This is a genomic window from Streptomyces sp. CB01373, from assembly GCF_002803075.1.
Taxonomy (GTDB): domain Bacteria; phylum Actinomycetota; class Actinomycetes; order Streptomycetales; family Streptomycetaceae; genus Streptomyces.
Genome location: NZ_NNBK01000019.1, coordinates 111968 through 131003 on the forward strand (window position 1 = coordinate 111968; position 19036 = coordinate 131003).

Here is a 19036-nt window from a genome sequence, read left to right on the forward strand (position 1 = left end):
TCATGCGAACCTCGAAAAACAGAAGTGGTCGATGTGTGCGCAAAGGAGATCGCCGGGGGCGGTGAAGGGTTGCCCGACAATCGCGAAGTCAATGTGTGACGTGCCTCACTCGCGGGCGTGGGGCCGGTCTGCCCGGCGGTAGTGTGCGCCGGTGAGTACGTACGCGAACACACCGGCAGGTTGGTACCCGGACCCGCATGGAGCGGCCCAGACGCTGCGTTACTGGGACGGTTCCCAGTGGACGGAGCACACCCACGCCGACCCGCAGGCCCAGGCCGCGCCGCAGATGCCGCAGCAGCAGGCCGCCCCGGATCAGCGTGTGCAGCGCCAGGTCCAGCACCAGGCCGGAGTCGCTCCGGGCGCGCAGGGGGGTGGCTCCCTGTTCAGTGAGCCGGTGCTCGTGGTGAACCAGAAGGTCAAGCTCATCGAGCTGACCAACGAGTACGCCGTCTTCGACCAGCACGGCAACCGGGTCGGCGCGGTCACCGAGATCGGGCAGAGCGCGCTGAAGAAGGCGATGCGGTTCGTCTCCAGCCTCGACCAGTTCATGACGCACAGGCTGGAGATCCGCGACGCCTACGGCACGCCCCAGTTGGTGCTCACCCGGCCGGCGAAGGTCTTCAAGTCGCGCGTGGTGGTGTCCCGTCCGGACGGCTCCGAGGTCGGCGAGATCGTCCAGCAGAACGTCTTCGGCAAGATCAACTTCGCGATGAACGCGAACGGGCAGCAGGTCGGCGCCATCAAGGCGGAGAACTGGCGCGCCTGGAACTTCGCCATCGTCGACCACGCCGACAACGAGGTCGCCCGGATCACCAAGACCTGGGAGGGCCTGGCGAAGGCGATGTTCACGACCGCCGACAACTACGTGCTCCAGATCCACTACCAGCTGCCCGAGCCGCTGCTGAGCCTGGTGGTCGCCACCGCGCTCACCGTCGACACGGCGCTCAAGCAGGACTCGCGCGGCTGGAACTGACCGGCGGTTACAGCGGGGTGAGGTGTCCCGGCCCCAACGGCCGGGACGGCAGCGCCGGTTCCTGGGCGGGCGGTTCCGTCTCCAGGGCGAGTACGGCGGCCACCGGGTGGTCCGGGTCGTCGCCCCGCGCGGTGCGCTCGGGACCCGGTCCGGGGTGCGCGTCCGCGGGCCTCGGGGCGGCCCGCGAGAGCGTCACGACCCCCCAGGAGGCGAGGGCCGCGCCCGCCGAGGCCAGCAGCACGCCCGTCACGCCGCCCTTCAGTCCCTGGCCGAGCAGGGTGAGCCCGATCAGCGCGGCCGCCGCCGGATTGGTCAGCGTCAGCACCGCGAGCGGGGCGCCGAGCCCGTCCCGGTAGGCGGTCTGCGACAGCAGCAGGCCACCGGTGGCGAAGGCCGCGACGAGCAGCGCCACCAGGATCACGCGGGCGCTGAGCAGGGGTCCGGAGTGGTCCGTGGCGGCCACCGTCACCGTCTGGGTGAGCGCGGAGGCCACGCCCGAGGCGACCCCCGACGCGGTCGCGTGCCGCAGTCCCGGCCGCGCCCCCGGCCGTGACAGCGCGCCGATCAGGACGGCCGTGGCGCCCGCGACCGACAGTGCCTCCAGGGGGCTCAGCACGTGTACCGGGGCCGGTCCGGAGGCCGCGAGGAGCAGGGCGGCCAGGCCGAGCAGCGTGCACGCGGTTCCCCGCCACTCGGCTGCCACGACCCGCCGCCCGGCCATCCGCGCCCCCAGCGGCACGGCGGCCACCAGAGTGAGCGCGCCGAGCGGCTGGACCACGGTGAGCGGGCCGTACTTCAGGGCCGCCACGTGCAGCAGGGCCGCCGATCCGTTCAGCGCGACGGCCCACCACCAGGCGCCGGCCCGGAGCAGTCCGCGCAACCCCGTTCCGCGGTTGCGTGCGGCGAGCCGCTCCTGGGCGACCGCGGCGGTCGCGTAGGCGACAGCCGAGAACAGCGACAGGACCACGGCCGTCAGGGCGGCGTTCACCGGGCCGCCCCCGCCGGGGCGTGTCCCCCGGCCGGCCGGGACGCGGCGGCGAGCGGTCGCCCCGCCGGTCCGGCGGGCTCCGCTTCGGCGGCCTCGCTTCGGGATGTCATGCCCGGACCTCTCGTGACGGTGGTGCGTGGGGTGATGCCGGTGGTGCTGTCCGCACCCGCGTCGTCACCTGTGCCGATGCCCGCTTCGACACCGGTGCGGATGTACCATACATCGACACGACAGCGTACCGATACGACAGTGTACCGATACGCAGGCGTACCGGTACACTGTCGTATCGATGGACCTTCGCCACACTGGAGAGCGGGCCCCGAGCCAGGCCTGAACTCCCGGACACGAGTGAGGAGCGCAGCGATGACATCGCAGGCCGCGGACGAGCCGGAGACGGTTGTCGCCTCGCGCCGCTCCAAGCTCACGCCGGAGCGTGAGCAGGAGTTCTTCGATGCCGTGCTCGAACAGATCCGCGAGCACGGCTACGACGCCGTCACCATGGAGGGCGTCGCCGCCAGCACACGGTGCAGCAAGTCGACGCTCTACCGGCAGTGGCGGACCAAGCCTCAGTTCGTGGCGGCCGCCCTGCGGTCCAGCGGCCGCTGCCGCTTCGCCGGCATCGACACCGGCTCGCTCGCCGAGGACCTGCGGCGGGTGGCGCGGTCCGCGGGCGAGTGGTCGGGCCGGGACACCCGCCTCCTCCAGGCGCTCGGACACGCGATCACGCTGGACCCCGAGCTGCAGCGGGCGCTGCGCGAGACGCTGGTCGAGCCGGAGATCGCCGCGCTGCGGGAGATCCTGCGGCGCGGGGTGGAGCGCGGCGAGGTCCTCGCGGACAATCCCGCGCTGGAGTTCGTACCCGCGCAGCTGTTCGGCGTCCTGCGCATCCGGCCCGTCCTCGAGGGGGAGTACGCCGACCCGGACTACGTGGTCCGGTTTCTGGAGGCCGCGGTGCTGCCGGCGCTGGGCCTCGGTTCACGACTCAGGCCACCGTCACCGGGATGACCGGGCGGTGACCTGCCCGGACGGGGGCGGCGCGCACCCCGGACGGGCGGGCTACCTCTGGAGCGGAGAGGTAGCCCGCCCGTCCGTCATGGGCCGCCGGGTCCGCGTATGCCCGGGTACGACCCGGACGACGGCTCAGACGCTCTGGCCGCTGCCGCCGCCCGAGGCCGCCTCGATGCCCCGGGTGATGTCGTCGATCACGGACTGCGGCTCCCCGACGTCGACGCCGAAGCGGACGACGATCAGCTGCCGTGAGGCGCCGGGCGAGGTGAAGGCCAGCGACTCCACGTACCCGTCGGCGCCCTTGCTGGTGACGGCCTTCCAGCGGACCAGGTAGCCCTCCTGCCCGGCCACGGTCACCGCCTTGGAGGCCAGCACCTCGTGAGAGGTGATCCTGCCGTAGGCCTCGCCCCCGTAGGAGTCCTCGGCGTTCGCCGCGATGTCGGCCTTGGCGACCTCCTCGGGCGTGGTTCCGCGCAGGCCCAGCACGAGCGCGGGAGCCGAGTAGGCGCCGCCCTTGGTGCAGTTCTTGGAGGTGTCGCCGGGGCACTTGTAGGCGTCGTTCGACGTGACCTGGGCGCCCACCCCCAGCTCCTGGCCGTACCAGCCGTCGGGTATGGGCAGGCTGATGCCGCTGACCGCGTCGGTCACCGAGCCGCTCTTGATCTTCGGCGCCTCGGACGGCCCGCCACCGGACCCACCGGACCCACCGGACCCGCCGGACCCGCCGGACCCGTCCGAGCCTCCGGATCCGCCCGGGCCGCCGAACGGGCCGCGTTCCTCGCCGCTGCCGCCCCGGCCCTCCTGCCCCTGCCGGGACCCGGCACGGCCGTCCTTGCCGCCCTCGCCGTGGACCAGCGCGAGCACGCCGACGCCGATGCTCGCGAGCACCGCGGCCGCCACTCCGACGGCGATGCCGATCCGCAGCCCGCGCCGCGCGGGGGCGGGAGGCCGGCCGGGGTATCCGGGGTGCCCCGGATAGCCCGGGTGTCCGGGATACCCCGGAGAGGCCGGATACCCTGGAGAGGCCGGGTACGGCCCCGGGGCCGCCTGCTGCGCCGGGGGACCCCACACGGCCGCCGATCCGACGGGCCGGGTCTGGTCCGTCCATGCCCTGCCGTCCCACCAGCGCTCGGTGGCGGGGCCGTCACTTGTCTGCCCGGGGTCGGGGTACCACCCGGGAGGAGTCACCTGCGTCATGTGCCTACCGTATGAGGCGTCGGTGAAAGCCCGATGAGAGGACCCCGTTCCCGCTCACCGCGGCGCCCCTCTACCGCAGGTCACCCGGCAACGGCAACAGCTGCCGGGACGGGCCGCCGCATCGGGCGCTCGGGGGCTACGCTCGAAGTCTGCATGCCGTCGGGTGACTTGGGGAGGTAGCGGGATGACGGAGGTACGGCCGGGCACGGCCGCCTCGGACTCGCTGTGGGAGCGTGACGAGGAACTCACCGCCGTCGTACGCGCGATCGACGTCCTGTGCGCCGACCGCGCGTCCGCGGGAGGACTGCTGGTCCTGGAGGGCGAGGCCGGTCTGGGCAAGACCGCCCTGCTGACCGAGACCCGCCGCATCGCCCAGGACCGCGGCTGCGCCGTGTGGTCGGCGCGCGGCGGCGAGACCCTGCGCTCCGTTCCCTTCAACGTGGTACGGCAGTTGCTGCAGCCCGCGCTGCTTTCGCTGATGCCCGAGGAGGCCCGTGAGTACCTCGGCGACTGGTACCACATCGCCGGCCCCGCCCTCGGCATCGCCGAACCCCGGGACGGGCACGCCGACCCGCAGGGCGTGTGCGACGGCCTGGTCGCCGCCGTGCGCCGGCTCGCCGAGCGCGAGTGGCCGCTGGTGCTGCTGATCGACGACGCCCACTGGGCCGACGCGGAGACCCTGCGCTGGCTCGCCGCGTTCGCCGAGCGCCTCGACGACCTGCCCGTACTGCTCGTGGTCACCCGCCGGCCGGGCGAGATCGGCGGCGAGGGCGCACAGTGCCTGGACGCGGCCGTCGCCGCCGCGGGCGTGCACGCCCTGAACGCCCTGACCCCCGAGGCGACCGCCGGGCTCACCCGCACCACCCTCGGCCCGCACGCCGACGCCCCGTTCTGCCGCGAGGTGTGGGCGGTCACCGGCGGCAACCCGTACGAGACCGTCGAACTGCTCGCCAAGGTGCGCGACAGCGAACTCGAACCGGTCGAGGCCCGGGCCGCCGAACTGCGCGCCCTGAACCGCTCCGCCCGCGGCGGCGGCCTCGTCGCCCGCCTGGAGGAACTCGGCATAGACGCCACCCGGTTCGCCTGGGCCGCCGCGGTCCTCGGCACCGGCATCTCCGTGGAGCTCGTCGCCCGGCTGGCCACCATGACCCGCGACGACGCCGAGCGCTGCGCCGAACTGCTGCGCCGCGCCCGCATCCTCACCGAGCCGGACCCGGGGACCGGCCGGGGCGGCGGCGGGGAGCTGGAATTCTTGCACCCGTTGATCGCCACCGATGTCTACAACTCCATCCCGGACGCCCTGCGCACCGCCATGCACGGCATCGCCGCCCAGGTGGTCACCGACTCCGGGCTCGGCGCCGCGGCGGCCTCCCGGCATCTGCTCCAGGTCCACCCGGACGACGACCAGGAACTCGTCGAGGAGCTGCGCGAGGCGGCCCGCGAACACCTCGCCGTCGGCGCGTCCGACGCGGCCCGCCAGTGCCTGGAGCGGGCCCTGCTGGAGCCGCCGACGCCCGGCACGCACGCGCGTGTGCTCTACGAGCTGGGCTGCGCCACGCGGCTGACCGCGCCCGCCACCACCATCGAGCACCTCCAGCGGGCGCTCGCCATGCCCGGCCTCGACGGTCCCACCCGTGTGGACGCCGTGCGGCGGCTCTCCCAGGCCCTGCTCCACAACGACCAGCTGGAGGAGGCCGTCCGCACGGTCGAGGCGGAGGCCGCCCGCCACGAACCGGGGCCGACCCGGATGCGGTTGCAGGCCGTGCAGTACATGTGGGAGGGCCTGTACACGAGCGGGACCAGCTCCCCGGACCGCTCCGAGCGCCTCGCCGCGCTCGCCTCCGGCTGCACCGGACGCGACAACTCCGAGCGCGCCCTGCTGATCCTGCGCGGTTTCGACGCCATGACCCGCGGCGAGAGCGCCGAGGAGGTCGTGGAGCTGTGCGACCGGGCCCTCGTCAACGGCCGCCTCGCACCCGGACTCGGCTGGACCGACACCGAGTGGGGCATCGAACTGCTGCTGATGCTCGCCACCGCCTACGCCTACTGCGACCGCCTCGACCGCGCCGAGACGCTCTACACCGAGGCCCTGCGCGCCTACGAGATTGCTGGTTGGAGCGGCGGCCACCTCGCCCTCGCCCACGCCTACGTCGGCCTCGGGCACCGCAGGCGCGGCCGGCTGCGGGAGGCGGAGGAGGCCCTGCGGGCATCGCTGCGCCTGGCCGAGCGGGTCGGCCGCGGACTGCCCCTGTACTGGACCGCGACCTGCAACCTCGTCGACACCCTGCTCGCCCGCGGCCATGTCGAGCGGGCCTGGGAGGTGGCCGAGCAGCACGACTTCGCCCCGCCCTACCCGTCCACCATCGTGCTGCCCGATCCGCACAGCGTGCGCGGCCGGCTGCTGCTGGCCCTCGGCCGCACCGAGGACGGCCTGGGCGAACTGGATGCGGCCGAGAAGGCGGCGGCCGCCCGCGGCCACCAGAACCCGGTGACGGTGCCCTGGGCGGCCGACCTGGCCCGGGCGCTCGCCACCGAGGACCCCGAGCGGGCCGGGCGGCTCGTCGCCGACCTCCGCCGCCAGGCCGAGCGGTTCGGCACCGACACCGCCATAGGAGAGGCCCTGCGCTGCGCCGCGGCCCTGGAGACCGGCCAGCGGGCGGTCCGGCTGGCCGCCCAGGCCGTCACCTACCTGGAGGCCTCCCCCTGCCAGTACGAACACGCCGTCGCCCGCGTCGAGTTCGGCATCGTCTCGCGCTCGGCCGCCGAACTGGGCCGTGGCCTGGCCCTGGCACGCTCGTGCGGCGCGGACGGCCTGGCGCAGCGGGCGGCACGACTCCTTGAGTCGGAACACGGGCTGAGCCAGGCCCCGGCGTAGGGCCGGTACGGGGGACCGTGCGGTGGGCGCGGGTTCGGTACGCCTGTCCACGGCCGGGGGACGCCCACCTGGGCCGCGGTGACAGGAAGAGCCGTCGCCCGCGGCCCCCGTCAGTCCTCGTCCGGCTCCTCCGCCAGCACCCGCTGGGCCACCGCGAAAGCCGAGTTGGCCGCCGGGACCCCGCAGTACACGGCGCTCTGGAGCAGCGCCGCGCCGATCTCGTCGGGGGTGAGCCCGTTGCGGCGGGCCGCCCGTACGTGCATGGCCAGTTCGTCGTAGTGGCCGTGCGCGATCAGCGCCGTCAGGGTGATCAGGCTGCGCTCGCGGCGGCTCAGCGTCGGGTCGGTCCAGATCTCGCCCCAGGCGTAGCGGGAGATGAAGTCCTGGAAGCGGGCCGTGAACGGGGTCTGCCGGGTCTGCGCCCGGTCGACGTGCGCGTCGCCGAGCACCTCGCGGCGCACCTCCATGCCCCGCCGGGGAGCACCGTCGAGGTGGGTGCGCAGCACCGCCAGGACCGCCTCGGGGCACTGCGCGGGCGCCAGGTGCGAGGCGCCGGGGATCTCGGCCAGCGCGGAGCCGGGCACCGCGTCGGCGATCTGCCGCAGATGCGCGGGCGGGGTGGCCGGGTCCTCACGGCCCGCGACCAGCAGCGTCGGTGCGCCGATCTCCGGCAGCCGGTCCCTGAGGTCGAAGGCGGCCAGCGCGTCGCAGCAGGCGGCGTACGCCTCCGGGTCGGCCTCCCGGTGGTCCCGGACCAGTTCCGGCACGGTGAAGTCACCGGCGAACCACCGGGCGCCGGCGCTCTCGACCAGCCACTCAAGACCGTCCCGCCGGACCCGCTCCGCCCGCTCCTGCCATGCCTTGGCGCCGTTGAAGTGGGCCGACGAGCAGATCACGGCGAGCGAGTCGACGCGCTCGGGGTGGTGCACGGCGAGGTGCAGACCCACGGCGCCGCCCAGCGACACCCCGGCGTACGCGAACCGTTCGATGCCGAGCGAGTCGGCGAGCGCCAGCACCAGGCCGGCGAGGTCGCCGACGGTCGCGCCCGGCCCGATCAGCCCGGCCGGTGAACCCCCGTGCCCTGGCAGGTCCCAGCGGACCACCCGGTGGGAGATCGCCAGCTCGGGGGCGACCTTGTCCCACAGCGCGTACGACGTGCCGAGGGACGGCCCGAGCAGCAGCGGGGGAGCGGAGGCGGGGCCTTCGAGGAGGTGGTGCAGAGTCAACGTCGCTCCAGGGCACGGTCGGTGAGGGTTCCGGCGGAGCCGGTGTAACGGGCCGGGTCGGTGAGTTCGCCCAGATCCACGTCCACGTCCTTCAACTCGGGCTGTTCGGCGAGGAGGTCACGGAGGCTTCGGTTCTCCGCGTAGGCGCGCCGGGCGAGTTCGGTGAGCAGCTCCTTGGCACGGGCCCGGCCGAGCACGGGGGCCAGCTCGGCCGACAGCCGCTCGGAGACGATCAGCCCATGGGTCAGCCCGAGATGGGCGCGCATCGCGTCCGCGTCCACTCGCAGGCCCTCGGTCAGCTCCGCGGCGTCGCGGGCCGCGCCGCCGACGAGCCGCAGCAGCTCCCGCAGCGGCTCCCACTCCGCGTGCCAGGCGCCGGGCGGCCGTTCGTCCGGCGCCACCAGCGACCCGTGGAGGCCGGCCGCGAGGTGCGGCGCGCGCTGGGCGGCGGCCGCGATCAGGGTGGACCGCACGGGGTTCGCCTTGTGCGGCATGGCGGAGGAACCGCCGCCACTGCCCTCGGCGAGTTCCGCGGTCTCCGTACGGGTCAGCACCAGCACGTCCGCGGCGATCTTGCCCAGCGCCCCGGCGGCGAAGGCGAGGCATCCGGCGAGATCGGCGATCGGGGTGCGCAGTGTGTGCCAGGGCAACAGCGGCTCGCACAGGCCCAGTTCACGGGCGTACGCGGCGACGAGCGCGGTCGGGTCCTCGGCGCCGTACGCGGAGAAGGCCGCCAGCGTCCCCGCAGCGCCGCCGAGTTGGGCGGGCAGGGAGTCCCGCACCCGGATGATCCGGTCCCTGGCGTCCAGCACCAGCGACCGCCAGCCTGCCGCCTTCAGGCCGAACGTCGTCGGCACGGCATGCTGGGTCAGCGTCCGGCCCGGCATCGCCGTGTCGCGGTGCGCGGCGGCCGTCCGGGCCAGCGCCTGCTCGGTGCGGGCCAGATCGGCGAGGACCAGGCCCAGGGTGCGCACCGCGACCAGCATCGTCGCCGTGTCCATGATGTCCTGGCTGGTCGCGCCCCGGTGGACGTAGGAGCCGTACTCCTCACCCACGGCGCGGGTGAGGTCGGCGACCAGCGGGATGACCGGGTTGCCGCCGCCGCGGGCGCGTTCCGCGAGCGCGCGCAGGTCGAAGCGGTCCGGATCGGCCGCCCGGGTCACCGCCTCGGCCGCCCGGTCCGGGGCGAGGCCGAGAGCGGCCTGGGCGCGGGTGAGGGCCGCCTCCGCGTCGAGCAGGGCCCGCAAATAGGCGGAGTCGCTCGTCGCGGACGCGGCGGGGGAGCCGGCCCAGCCCGGAGCGAGCAGGCCGGCGTCGAGACCCACGGCGGCGGGATCAGCGGCGGATGGTGTCACCGGAACTCCAGGAAGACCGTCTCGCCCTCGCCCTGAAGGCGGATGTCGAAACGGTAGGCCCCACTGTCCTCCCGCGCGGCGATCAGCGTGGCGCGCCGCTCCCCGTCCAACTGGGCGAGCAGCGGATCGGCGGCCAGCGCGGTCTCGTCACCGGGCAGGTAGATCCGGGTGAACAGGTGCACGAGCAGCCCGCGCGCGAACACGCACACGCTGAGATAGGGGGCGTTCCGCCCGCGCGCGCCGGGCCGCAGAGTCCGCGCGTACCAGTGGCCGTCGACGTCGGTCTGGATGCGGCCGAAGCCGGTGAACTCCACGCCGTTGCGGCCGAGGTGGTCGCCGGAGGCCGGGTCGCGCCGCATCGAGCCGTCGACGGCCGGCAGGTTGCCGTCGGGGTCGGGCCCCCACACCTCCACCAGGGCGTCCGGCAGGGGCCGGCCCTCGCCGTCGTACACGTACCCGTGCACGGTGACGGTGTCCGGGTGCCCCAGGGGCGCGATCTCCTCGCCGCCGCGGAAGGGGAGCGCGTACCCGTAGAAGGGGCCCACCGTGTGCGACGGAGTGGGCAGCACGTTCTCGGGGCTGCTCGTGTCGATCTTCGTCATGGCAGGTCAGCGCCCTTCTTCGAGCCAGGTGGCGTGCGGGCCGTCCAGCACGATGTCCCACTGGTAGCCGAGTGAGAACTCCGGCACCGACAGGCTGTGGTCGTAGGTGGCGACCAGCCGCTGCCGGGCAGCGTCGTCCGTCACGGACTGGAGGATCGGGTCGTACGGGAACAGCGGGTCGTTCGGGAAGTACATCTGCGTCACCAGCCGCTGCGTGAACGCCGCGCCGAAGACCGAGAAGTGGATGTGCGCCGGACGCCAGGCGTTGACGTGGTTGCGCCACGGGTACGGGCCCGGCTGGATCGTGGTGAACCGGTAGAAGCCGTCCGCGTCGGTCAGCGTACGGCCGACGCCGGTGAAGTTGGGGTCGAGCGGCGCGTCGTGCTGCTCGCGCTGATGGGCGTAGCGGCCCGCGGAGTTGGCCTGCCAGATCTCGACGAGCTGGTCGCGCACGGGCCGCCCGTCACGGTCGAGCAGCCGCCCGGAGACGGTGATCCGCTCACCGATCGGCTCACCCGTGTGCTGCCGGGTGAGGTCGTTGTCGATCCCGGTGATGTCCCGCTCGCCGAACGCGGGCGAGGACAGCTCGACCAGCTCCGGGTCCTTGCTGACGTCGATGGCGACCAGCGGCTGCTCGGGGTGGCGCAGCACCGAGGAGCGGTACGGCGCGTAGTCGCGGCGCGGGTGGTGCTCGACCGGGGCGCCTTCGGCGACACGCTTCTCGTACGCGGCGTGCTCGGCCGTGATCTCCTGGTCGATGTCGTGCTGAGTGAGAGCCATGGGGGTTTCCTAACCCTTCCTTAGCGTTCGAGGACGAGGGCGAGGCCCTGGCCGACGCCGATGCAGAGGGCGGCGACGCCGACTCCTGTGCCCTTGCGGGCGAGTTGGTGGGCGACGGTGCCGGCGAGCCGGGCGCCGGAGGCGCCGAGCGGGTGACCGAGGGCGATGGCACCGCCCTGGGGGTTGAGGACGGCCGGGTCGAACTCGGGCCACTCCGCGACGCATCCGAGGACCTGGGCGGCGAACGCCTCGTTGAGTTCCAGGGTGTCGAGGTCGGCGAAGGTCCTTCCGGCCTTCGCCAGCGCCCGGTTGACGGCTTCGACGGGGGCCAGTCCGAACCAGTGCGGGTCGACGGCGGACAGCCCGCTGGCGGAGATCCGGGCCAACGGCTCGCGGCCGGTGGCCTTCAGCCCCTCCTCGTCGGTGAGGAGCAGGGCCGCGGCACCGTCGTTCAGCGGGGAGGCGTTCCCGGCGGTCACCGTCCCGTTCTCCGTGCGGAACGACGGCTTGAGCCTGGCCATGGCTTCCAGGGACGCGTCCGGGCGTACGGACTCGTCGGCGGCGAACACCACCGGGTCGCCCTTGCGCCGCGGGACGGCGACCGGTGCCAACTCGGGGTCGAACAGGCCCTCTTCCTGCGCGGCCGCCGCCTTCCGGTGGGAGGCGAGCGCGAACTCGTCCTGCCGCTCGCGGCTGATCCCGTGCTTCTCGGCGATCAACTCCGCGCTCTCGCCCAGCGGGACGGTCCACTGCGGGTCCATCCTCGGGTTGACCATGCGCCAGCCCAGGGTGGTCGAGTACAGCTCCGCGTGCCCGGCAGGGAAGGGCCGGTCGGATTTGGGCAGCACGTAGGGGGCGCGGGTCATGGACTCCACACCGCCGGCGACGGCGATGGAGGCGTCGCCGACGGCGATGGCGCGGGCGGCCTGGATCACCGCCTCCAGGCCGGAGGCGCACAGCCGGTTCACCGTGACGCCCGGCACCGAGGTCGGCAGGCCCGCCAGCAGCGCGGCCATGCGGGCGACGTCGCGGTTCTCCTCCCCGGCGCCGTTGGCGTTGCCGAGGTGGACGTCGTCGATCCGGGCCGGGTCCAGGCCGGGGGTGCGGGCGAGGAGTTCACGGATAGCGTGGGCGGCGAGGTCGTCCGGGCGGACGCTCGCGAGGGCGCCGTTGTAGCGGCCGATCGGGGTGCGGACCGCGTCGACGAGGTAGACGGTCTTCACAGCAGGTCCTTTGCGACAGTCAGCTCGGCGCCGGTCCTGGCGGCGATCTCCTCGACGCCGACGCCGGGTGCGGTCTCGACGAGGACGAGTCCGTCGCCGGTGACGTCGAGGACGCCGAGGTCGGTGATGATCCGGTCCACACACGCCCTGCCGGTCAGCGGCAGAACGCACTCTTCGACGATCTTGGGGCTGCCGTCCTTGGCGGTGTGGGTCATCACCACGATCACCGTGCGGGCACCGTGGACCAGGTCCATCGCCCCGCCGATCCCCGTGACCATCCTGCCCGGGACCGCCCAGTTCGCCAGGTCACCGCCCGCGGACACCTGCATCGCGCCCAGTACGGCGACGTCGATGTGCCCGCCGCGGATCATCGAGAACGACAGCGCCGAGTCGAAGAAGGAGGCGCCGGGCAGGACCGTCACCGTCTCCTTGCCCGCGTTGATCAGGTCCGGGTCGACGGCGTCCTCGGTGGGGTAGGGGCCGGTGCCCAGGATGCCGTTCTCCGACTCCAGGACCACCTCCACGCCCTCCGGCAGATGGTTCGGAATCAGGGTGGGCAGACCGATGCCCAGATTGACGTACTGGCCGTCGCGGAGTTCCCGCGCGGCACGGGCGGCCATCTCCTCGCGTGTCCACGCCATCAGTTGCTCACCGTCCGCTGCTCGATCTTCTTGTCCGCCGCCTGCTCCGGGGTGAGGGCCACCACGCGCTGGACGAAGATGCCCGGCAGGTGCACCGCGTCCGGGTCGATCTCACCCGGCTCGACCAGTTCCTCCACCTCGGCGACGGTGACCTTGCCGGCCATCGCGGCGAGCGGGTTGAAGTTCCGGGTGGACTTGTTGAAGACCAGGTTGCCGTGCCGGTCGCCCTTCGCGGCGCGCACCAGCGCGAAATCGGTCCGGATCCCGCGCTCCAGCACGTATTCGGTGCCGTCGAACTCCCGCACCTCCTTCGGCGGGGACGCCAGCGCCACCCCGCCCTGCCCGTCGTACCGCCACGGCAGCCCGCCCTCGGCCACCTGCGTACCCACACCCGCGGGCGTGTAGAAGGCGGGAATCCCCGCCCCGCCCGCGCGCAGCCGCTCGGCCAGCGTGCCCTGCGGAATCAGCTCCACCTCCAGCTCGCCGGCCAGATACTGCCGCGCGAACTCCTTGTTCGCCCCGATGTAGGAGCCGGTCACGCGACCGATCCGGCCCGCGGCCAGCAGTACCGCCAGGCCCGACTCCATCGCACCGCAGTTGTTGGAGACGACCGACAGCCCGCCCACCCCGCGGTCGTACAACGCACCGATCAGCACATTCGGCACCCCGCTCAACCCGAAACCACCGACCGCGAGCGACGCGCCGTCCGGCACATCGGCCACGGCCTCAGCGGCTGTGGCGACCACCTTGTCCATCGAATCAAGCCTCATCTCTGCCGAGCATCCAGCAACGCAGATAGTCAGCGCACTGACTATCTGGCGGTTCCCTCACGCTGCCACTTGACGCACGCCCAGTCAATACCCGCCTGACCAGGATGAGCGGGGCGTCCGAGGTGCCCGGGAATTCATGGTGGAGAGGTGGCTCGTCGGCTGTATCGTTCAGTGCACCTACAAAAGTCACAGCCGATACGACGGATCGATGCGAGGAGCGCACATGGGCGCGGTGGACCTCTCGACCCACCCAGGGCATCTGGCCCGGCGGTTGCAGCAGGCGCACTACCTGCTGTGGAACACGATGGTCTCCGAGGAGATCACCTCGCCGCAGTTCGCGGTCCTGAACGTGCTCGTCGCCGAGCCGGGTCTCGACCAGCGCACGGTGGGGGAGAGGGTGGGCCTCGACCGGTCCACGATCGCCGAGGTGATCAGCCGCCTCGGCCGCCGCGGACTGCTCGACAAGGTGCGCGACCCGCAGGACGGCCGCCGCTTCCTGCTGCGGCTGACCGGTGAGGGGGAGCGCACTCACCGGAAGCTCACCGTACGGACGGCCCGGATGAACCAGGTATTCCTGGGGCCGCTCAGCGCCGAGGAACAGGCCCTCTTCTTCGATCTCATCCGGCGGGTCGCGGACGCGGCCGAGGGACTGCGCCATCCGGCGGAACCCGTCGCGGCGCAGCCCTGATCGCGCCCGTCACCGTTCCCGGTCACGTCCGAGGATCACGGTTCCGGGGTCAGGACCACCCAGACCTGGCCCCGGGCGAAGTTCACGTCCGTGCCGTCGGCGGCCGTGAACCGTGTGCCGTCCGCCGCGCTCGGGCGCTTCCAGGTGGCGTCGTACACCCGCCCGCCGCGCAGCACCTCCGCCTTCCCCGAACCGACGGTCTCGGTGTACGGGGTGTAGTTGCCGAGCACGTCGTGCAGGTCCGATCTGCGCACCTTCACGTGCTGCACCACCACCGTCGCGGGCACCACCTTCTGGCCGTCGGTCGTGACCGTCTGCCGGCCGTCCATCGCCACCCGCCAGCCGTGCCGCGCCGCCGACCAGGTGAAGGTGAACCGGGCCGCCGGGTAGTGGACCGTGCGCGAGATCTCGGCGCGGCCGCCCGCGGGCGCCGGGCCGTAGTGGAAGCCGGTGGCCAGCGCGTCCGCTCCCGGGGCCGGGCCGAGCAGCTTGCCGGGGCGCAGGTACAGGTTGTGCGGTGACGGCTTGGCGGTGCCCCGGAAATACGCGTCGGGCTTGTCGTCGGGTGTCCTGGCGGTCAGGGGCGCGGCGTCGATCAGCGGCAGCAGTTTGTGCTGGGCGCCGGAGAAGGCGAGCGTGGGGTGGTCGAACTGACGCAGCAGTTCGAGATCGGACTCGCGCGCGCTGCGCACCGGTCCGACGACCGGGGGCAGGCGGGTGGCGTAGACCGCCATCAGCCGGGTGAGCCCGCCCTCGACCTGCTCCGCGTACACGATGTCGGCGGCGTCGAGGCCGGTCTGCGGGCGTGCCGCCTGCACGTTGTCGATCTTGACGGCGAGGACGGGGCCGGCGTGCTCCGGACTCGGTGCCGGGCTCTGCGGCACTTCCCGCGCGGGCGCGGGAGTGTGTCCCTTTCCGTCCTGCTGGTCCCCGGCGGAGCCGTGCCGTGCGGTGCAGCCCGTCGTCAGAGCGGCCGTCGTCACGGCGGCCATCAGCGCCACCGCCGAGGCGGCGCACCGCATGCGCGTGCTTCCTCCCATGCCCACCGTCAGCCCCCGTCTCCGTGCCGCTGTCCCTTGACTGTCTGTTTATCCGTTCATCGGTGGCCATACCCGCACGTTTCTGATCGGGCGTGACTCGCTGGGGCGACCGGCCCTTCGAGCGCGACCCAGTGCGCCGAACGGCCCAATGAGGCGACCGGCGGTTCGGCGGGTCGGGCCCCGGGTACCCGGGCGCGGCACGGGAGACGCAGAACGACGGAGGGAGCGCGCCGCGATGAAGGCAGTGACGTGGCAGGGCAAACGCGACGTTCGGGTGGACGAGGTCCCCGACCCGAAGATCCAGGAGCCGACGGACGCCGTCATCCGGATCACGTCGACCGGCCTGTGCGGCTCCGACCTGCACCTCTACGAGGTGCTCACGCCGTTCATGACACCGGGCGACATCCTCGGTCACGAGCCCATGGGCATCGTGGAGGAGGTCGGCGCCGGGGTGACGAACCTCAAGCCCGGCGACCGGGTGGCCGTACCGTTCCAGATCTCCTGCGGCCACTGCTTCATGTGCTCCGCGGGCCTGACGACCCAGTGCGAGACCACCCAGGTCACCAGCGAGGGCATGGGCGCCGCCCTGTTCGGCTACACCCGCCTGTACGGCGCCGTGCCGGGCGCCCAGGCCGAGTATCTGCGCGTCCCACAGGCGCAGTTCGGCCCGATCAAGCTTCCCGAGGGCCCGCCCGACGACCGGTTCCTCTACCTCTCGGACGTGCTGCCGACCGCCTGGCAGGCGGTCGCCTACGCCGATGTGCCGCGCGGTGGCAGCGTGGCCGTACTCGGTCTCGGTCCCATCGGCGACATGGCGTGCCGGATCGCCAAGGCGCGCGGCGCCGAGCGGGTGTTCGGCGTGGACCTGGTCCCCGAACGGCTGGCCCGGGCGCGCAGGCGGGGCGTGGAGACGTACGACCTGCGGGGCTTCGACAACGAGAAGGAACTGATCGCGGCGATCCGCGACGAGACACAGGGACGCGGGCCCGACGCCGTGATCGACGCGGTCGGCACCGAGGCGCACGGCAGCGCGGCCGCCCGGCTCATCCAGCAGGCCGCGACGGTGCTGCCGCACGCGCTGAGCGGACCGCTCGCCGAACGCTTCAGCGTGGACCGGCTCGCAGCCCTGCACACCGCCATCGAACTGGTGCGCCGCGGCGGCACGCTCTCCCTGAGCGGCGTCTACGGCGGCACGGCCGACCCCATGCCGATGCTCACGCTCTTCGACAAGCAGATACAGATGCGCATGGGCCAGGCCAACGTCCGCCGCTGGACCGACGAGATCATGCCCTACCTCACGGACGAGGATCCACTGGGCGTCGACGACTTCGCCACGCACCGGCTGCCGCTGTCCGACGCCCCCCACGCGTACGAGATGTTCCAGCGCAAGCAGGAAGGCGCCGTGAAGGTCGTCATGCGGCCGTGAGGCCCGCCGCCCCCACACGCGCACCGGCTCAGGCGCGGGAGCCGAAGACCTCCGCCAGGTCGTAGCGGACCGGCTCCTCCAACTGGGCGTAGGTGCAGCTCTCCGGCGCGCGGTCCGGGCGCCAGCGGCGGAAGCGGGCCGTGTGCCGGAACCGCGCCCCGTTCTCCATGTGGTCGTAGGCCACCTCGGCCACCCACTCCGGCCGCAACGGCACCCAGGACAGGTCCTTCTTCCCCGACCAGCGGCTGGGCGCGCCCGGCAGCCGGGCCGCCTCGTGGGCCGCCTCGTCCGACCAGGCCGCCCACGGGTGCCCGCCCACGTCGTCCATCCGCAGCGGCTCCAGCTCCTCGATCAGCTCGGCGCGCCGCTTCATCGGGAACGCGGCGCACACGCCGACGTGCTGGAGGGTGCCCCGGTCGTCGTACAGGCCGAGCAGCAGCGAGCCGACGACGGGGCCGCTCTTGTGGTGACGGAACCCGGCGACCACCACGTCCGCCGTGCGCTCGTGCTTGACCTTGAACATGGCCCGCTCGTCCTGGAGATAGCGCAGCCCCAGCGGCTTGGCGACGACACCGTCCAGGCCCGCGCCCTCGTACTGCTCGAACCAGCGCCGGGCCACCTCGATGTCCGTCGTCGCGGGTGCCACGTGCACCGGGGCGGTGACCTCCGCCAGTGCCCGTACCAGCAGCGCGCGCCGGTCGGACAGCGGCACGTCGAGCAGGGACTCGCCGTCCAGGGCGAGCAGGTCGAAGGCCACGAAGGAGGACGGGGTCCGCTCGGCCAGCATCCGCACCCGCGAGTCCGCCGGGTGGATCCGCTCGGTCAGCGCGTCGAAGTCCAGCCGGCCCTCCCGCGCGATCACGATCTCCCCGTCCAGCACGCACCGCTCGGGCAGCCGCTCCTTGAGCGCCTCGACCAGCTCGGGAAAGTACCTGGTCAGCGGCTTTCCGGTGCGGCTGCCGAGCTCGACCTCGGCGCCGTCGCGGAACACGATCGCCCGGAACCCGTCCCACTTCGCCTCGTACTGCATGTCCGGCGGGATCCTCGCCACCGACTTGGCGAGCATCGGCTTCACGGGCGGCATCACCGGCAGGTCCATGTCTGGCATTCTGCGCGCCCGCGCGCATGCCCGCCCGGTGTGCGAGGCGCGCGCGCTGCCCCTACCGTGGCTCGCATGGGCGATGCGGTGGAACTGGAGGTCGGCGGCCGGACCGTACGGCTGTCCAGCCCGGACAAGGTGTTCTTTCCCGAGCGCGGATTCACCAAGCTGGACGTCGCCCGGTACTACCGGTCCGTCGCCCCCGGCATCCTGCGCGCCCTGCGCGACCGCCCCACCACCCTGGAGCGCTACCCGGACGGCATCACCGGCGAGTGGTTCTTCCAGAAGCGGGCGCCCAAGGGGATGCCCTCATGGATTCCCACCGCCCACATCACCTTCCCCAGCGGACGCAGCGCCGACGAGATGTGCCCCACCGAGGAGGCAGCCGTGGTGTGGGCCGCCCAGTACGGCACGCTCACCTTCCACCCCTGGCCGGTGCGCCGCGACGACGTCGACCACCCCGACGAACTGCGCATCGACCTCGACCCGCAGCCCGGCACCGACTTCACCGACGCCGTGCGCGCCGCCCACGAACTGCGGTCCGTGCTGGAGGAGTTCGGGGGCCTGCGTGGCTGGCCGAAGACCTCCGGCGGCCGCGGTCTGCACGTGTTCGTGCCGATCGAGCCGCGCTGGACCTTCACCCAGGTGCGGCGCGCCGCGATCGCCGTGGGCCGGGAGATGGAACGCCGGATGCCCGAGCATGTGACGATCAAGTGGTGGAAGGAGGAGCGCGGCGCCCGGATCTTCCTGGACTACAACCAGACGGCCCGCGACCGCACCATCGCCTCCGCCTACTCCGTGCGCCCCCGCCCCCACGCCCCCGTCTCGGCGCCCCTGCGCTGGGAGGAGGTCGGCGTCGCCCGGCCCGAGGACTTCGACGTGGCCACCATGCCGGCCCGGTTCGCCGAAGTCGGCGACGTGCACGCCGACATGGACGGCCACGCCTTTTCCCTGGAGGCCCTGCTGGAACTGGCCTCCCAGGACGAACGCGACCACGGTCTCGGTGATCTGCCCTACCCGCCCGAGTACCCCAAGATGCCCGGCGAGCCGAAACGGGTCCAGCCGAGCCGGGCGAGGAAGCAGGGTCCGGCCACCGGCTGAGTCCGCCGGCACCCCCGGTGGGAGGCCCGCCGCCGGACGAGAGC

17 protein-coding genes are annotated in these 19036 nt (G+C 73.1%); 6 read left to right on the top strand and 11 right to left on the bottom strand.

Translation table 11 applies throughout. The annotated features are described in order from the left end of the window. The first annotated feature begins 151 nt into the window (after positions 1-151). Positions 152-973 carry a phospholipid scramblase-related protein gene (locus tag CG719_RS28400; RefSeq protein ID WP_100571553.1) on the top strand — a complete coding sequence of 274 codons (822 nt, stop codon included), beginning with the start codon at positions 152-154 and terminating at the stop codon, positions 971-973. Between the two features lie 7 nt (positions 974-980). Here the strand turns inward: CG719_RS28400 and CG719_RS28405 are convergent, their stop codons facing one another. Continuing rightward, positions 981-1961 (bottom strand): hypothetical protein, encoded by a 981-nt coding sequence (locus tag CG719_RS28405; RefSeq protein WP_100571554.1) that lies wholly within the window; start codon positions 1959-1961, stop codon positions 981-983. 363 nt (positions 1962-2324) lie between these two features. On the opposite strand from CG719_RS28405, the gene CG719_RS28410 reads away from it, so the two are divergent. Beyond that, positions 2325-2966, top strand: coding sequence for a TetR/AcrR family transcriptional regulator (locus CG719_RS28410; RefSeq protein WP_100571555.1), 642 nt, complete (start codon positions 2325-2327; stop codon positions 2964-2966). A gap of 135 nt (positions 2967-3101) precedes the next feature. Here the strand turns inward: CG719_RS28410 and CG719_RS28415 are convergent, their stop codons facing one another. Then, positions 3102-4166: a DUF2510 domain-containing protein gene (locus CG719_RS28415; RefSeq protein WP_100571556.1), complete on the bottom strand. Its 1065-nt coding sequence runs from the start codon at positions 4164-4166 to the stop codon at positions 3102-3104. A gap of 184 nt (positions 4167-4350) precedes the next feature. On the opposite strand from CG719_RS28415, the gene CG719_RS28420 reads away from it, so the two are divergent. Then, a complete protein-coding gene (locus CG719_RS28420) occupies positions 4351-7041 on the top strand; it encodes an ATP-binding protein (RefSeq protein ID WP_100571557.1) in 2691 nt (896 codons plus the stop codon). A 110-nt stretch (positions 7042-7151) separates the two neighbouring features. On the opposite strand, the gene pcaDC is transcribed toward CG719_RS28420, so the two are convergent. Genes pcaDC through CG719_RS28455 form a run of 7 tightly spaced genes read right to left on the bottom strand, consistent with a single transcriptional unit; the run spans position 7152 to position 13623 of the window. Next, a complete protein-coding gene (pcaDC, locus tag CG719_RS28425; RefSeq protein WP_100571558.1) occupies positions 7152-8267 on the bottom strand; it encodes a bifunctional 3-oxoadipate enol-lactonase/4-carboxymuconolactone decarboxylase PcaDC in 1116 nt (371 codons plus the stop codon). Continuing rightward, on the bottom strand, positions 8264-9622 hold the full coding sequence (pcaB, locus tag CG719_RS28430) for a 3-carboxy-cis,cis-muconate cycloisomerase (RefSeq protein ID WP_100571559.1): 1359 nt from the start codon (positions 9620-9622) through the stop codon (positions 8264-8266). Before pcaB ends, pcaDC begins: the two co-directional genes overlap by 4 nt. Continuing rightward, positions 9619-10224: a protocatechuate 3,4-dioxygenase subunit alpha gene (gene pcaG / locus CG719_RS28435; RefSeq protein ID WP_100571560.1), complete on the bottom strand. Its 606-nt coding sequence runs from the start codon at positions 10222-10224 to the stop codon at positions 9619-9621. Before pcaG ends, pcaB begins: the two co-directional genes overlap by 4 nt. A 6-nt stretch (positions 10225-10230) precedes the next feature. Further along, complete coding sequence (pcaH, locus tag CG719_RS28440; protein ID WP_100571561.1) at positions 10231-11004, bottom strand: protocatechuate 3,4-dioxygenase subunit beta; 774 nt, start codon at positions 11002-11004, stop codon at positions 10231-10233. Between the two features lie 20 nt (positions 11005-11024). Beyond that, positions 11025-12227 carry a thiolase family protein gene (locus CG719_RS28445; RefSeq protein ID WP_100571562.1) on the bottom strand — a complete coding sequence of 401 codons (1203 nt, stop codon included), beginning with the start codon at positions 12225-12227 and terminating at the stop codon, positions 11025-11027. Next, positions 12224-12868: a CoA transferase subunit B gene (locus CG719_RS28450; protein WP_100571563.1), complete on the bottom strand. Its 645-nt coding sequence runs from the start codon at positions 12866-12868 to the stop codon at positions 12224-12226. Before CG719_RS28450 ends, CG719_RS28445 begins: the two co-directional genes overlap by 4 nt. Continuing rightward, complete coding sequence (locus CG719_RS28455; RefSeq protein WP_100571564.1) at positions 12868-13623, bottom strand: CoA transferase subunit A; 756 nt, start codon at positions 13621-13623, stop codon at positions 12868-12870. The genes CG719_RS28450 and CG719_RS28455 overlap by 1 nt, the downstream gene beginning before the upstream one ends. A gap of 238 nt (positions 13624-13861) precedes the next feature. On the opposite strand from CG719_RS28455, the gene CG719_RS28460 reads away from it, so the two are divergent. Further along, positions 13862-14326 (top strand): MarR family winged helix-turn-helix transcriptional regulator, encoded by a 465-nt coding sequence (locus CG719_RS28460; RefSeq protein WP_100571565.1) that lies wholly within the window; start codon positions 13862-13864, stop codon positions 14324-14326. A gap of 35 nt (positions 14327-14361) precedes the next feature. On the opposite strand, the gene CG719_RS28465 is transcribed toward CG719_RS28460, so the two are convergent. Beyond that, the gene (locus CG719_RS28465; protein ID WP_234375801.1) at positions 14362-15348 is read right to left on the bottom strand and encodes a DUF3048 domain-containing protein; all 987 of its coding nucleotides are present in this window, start codon (positions 15346-15348) and stop codon (positions 14362-14364) included. Positions 15349-15601: 253 nt separating this feature from the next. Here CG719_RS28465 and CG719_RS28470 point away from each other — a divergent pair, with 253 nt between their 5' ends. Next, complete coding sequence (locus tag CG719_RS28470; protein WP_100571567.1) at positions 15602-16792, top strand: zinc-dependent alcohol dehydrogenase; 1191 nt, start codon at positions 15602-15604, stop codon at positions 16790-16792. Between the two features lie 28 nt (positions 16793-16820). Here the strand turns inward: CG719_RS28470 and CG719_RS28475 are convergent, their stop codons facing one another. Beyond that, positions 16821-17891: an ATP-dependent DNA ligase gene (locus CG719_RS28475; RefSeq protein ID WP_100571568.1), complete on the bottom strand. Its 1071-nt coding sequence runs from the start codon at positions 17889-17891 to the stop codon at positions 16821-16823. 75 nt (positions 17892-17966) lie between these two features. Here CG719_RS28475 and ligD point away from each other — a divergent pair, with 75 nt between their 5' ends. After that, entirely contained in the window at positions 17967-18992 is a 1026-nt protein-coding gene (ligD, locus tag CG719_RS28480; protein WP_100571569.1) for a non-homologous end-joining DNA ligase, read from the top strand. Positions 18993-19036 lie beyond the last annotated feature (44 nt).

Coding starts and splice junctions, on each gene's coding strand:
- CG719_RS28410 (WP_100571555.1), top strand. CDS start 2,325: ATGACATCGCAGGCCGCGGACGAGCCGGAGACGGTTGTCGCCTCGCGC.
- CG719_RS28465 (WP_234375801.1), bottom strand. CDS start 15,348: ATGCGGTGCGCCGCCTCGGCGGTGGCGCTGATGGCCGCCGTGACGACG.
- CG719_RS28475 (WP_100571568.1), bottom strand. CDS start 17,891: ATGGACCTGCCGGTGATGCCGCCCGTGAAGCCGATGCTCGCCAAGTCG.
- pcaH (WP_100571561.1), bottom strand. CDS start 11,004: ATGGCTCTCACTCAGCACGACATCGACCAGGAGATCACGGCCGAGCAC.
- CG719_RS28415 (WP_100571556.1), bottom strand. CDS start 4,166: ATGACGCAGGTGACTCCTCCCGGGTGGTACCCCGACCCCGGGCAGACA.
- ligD (WP_100571569.1), top strand. CDS start 17,967: ATGGGCGATGCGGTGGAACTGGAGGTCGGCGGCCGGACCGTACGGCTG.
- CG719_RS28420 (WP_100571557.1), top strand. CDS start 4,351: ATGACGGAGGTACGGCCGGGCACGGCCGCCTCGGACTCGCTGTGGGAG.
- CG719_RS28470 (WP_100571567.1), top strand. CDS start 15,602: ATGAAGGCAGTGACGTGGCAGGGCAAACGCGACGTTCGGGTGGACGAG.
- CG719_RS28450 (WP_100571563.1), bottom strand. CDS start 12,868: ATGGCGTGGACACGCGAGGAGATGGCCGCCCGTGCCGCGCGGGAACTC.
- CG719_RS28455 (WP_100571564.1), bottom strand. CDS start 13,623: ATGGACAAGGTGGTCGCCACAGCCGCTGAGGCCGTGGCCGATGTGCCG.
- pcaG (WP_100571560.1), bottom strand. CDS start 10,224: ATGACGAAGATCGACACGAGCAGCCCCGAGAACGTGCTGCCCACTCCG.
- CG719_RS28460 (WP_100571565.1), top strand. CDS start 13,862: ATGGGCGCGGTGGACCTCTCGACCCACCCAGGGCATCTGGCCCGGCGG.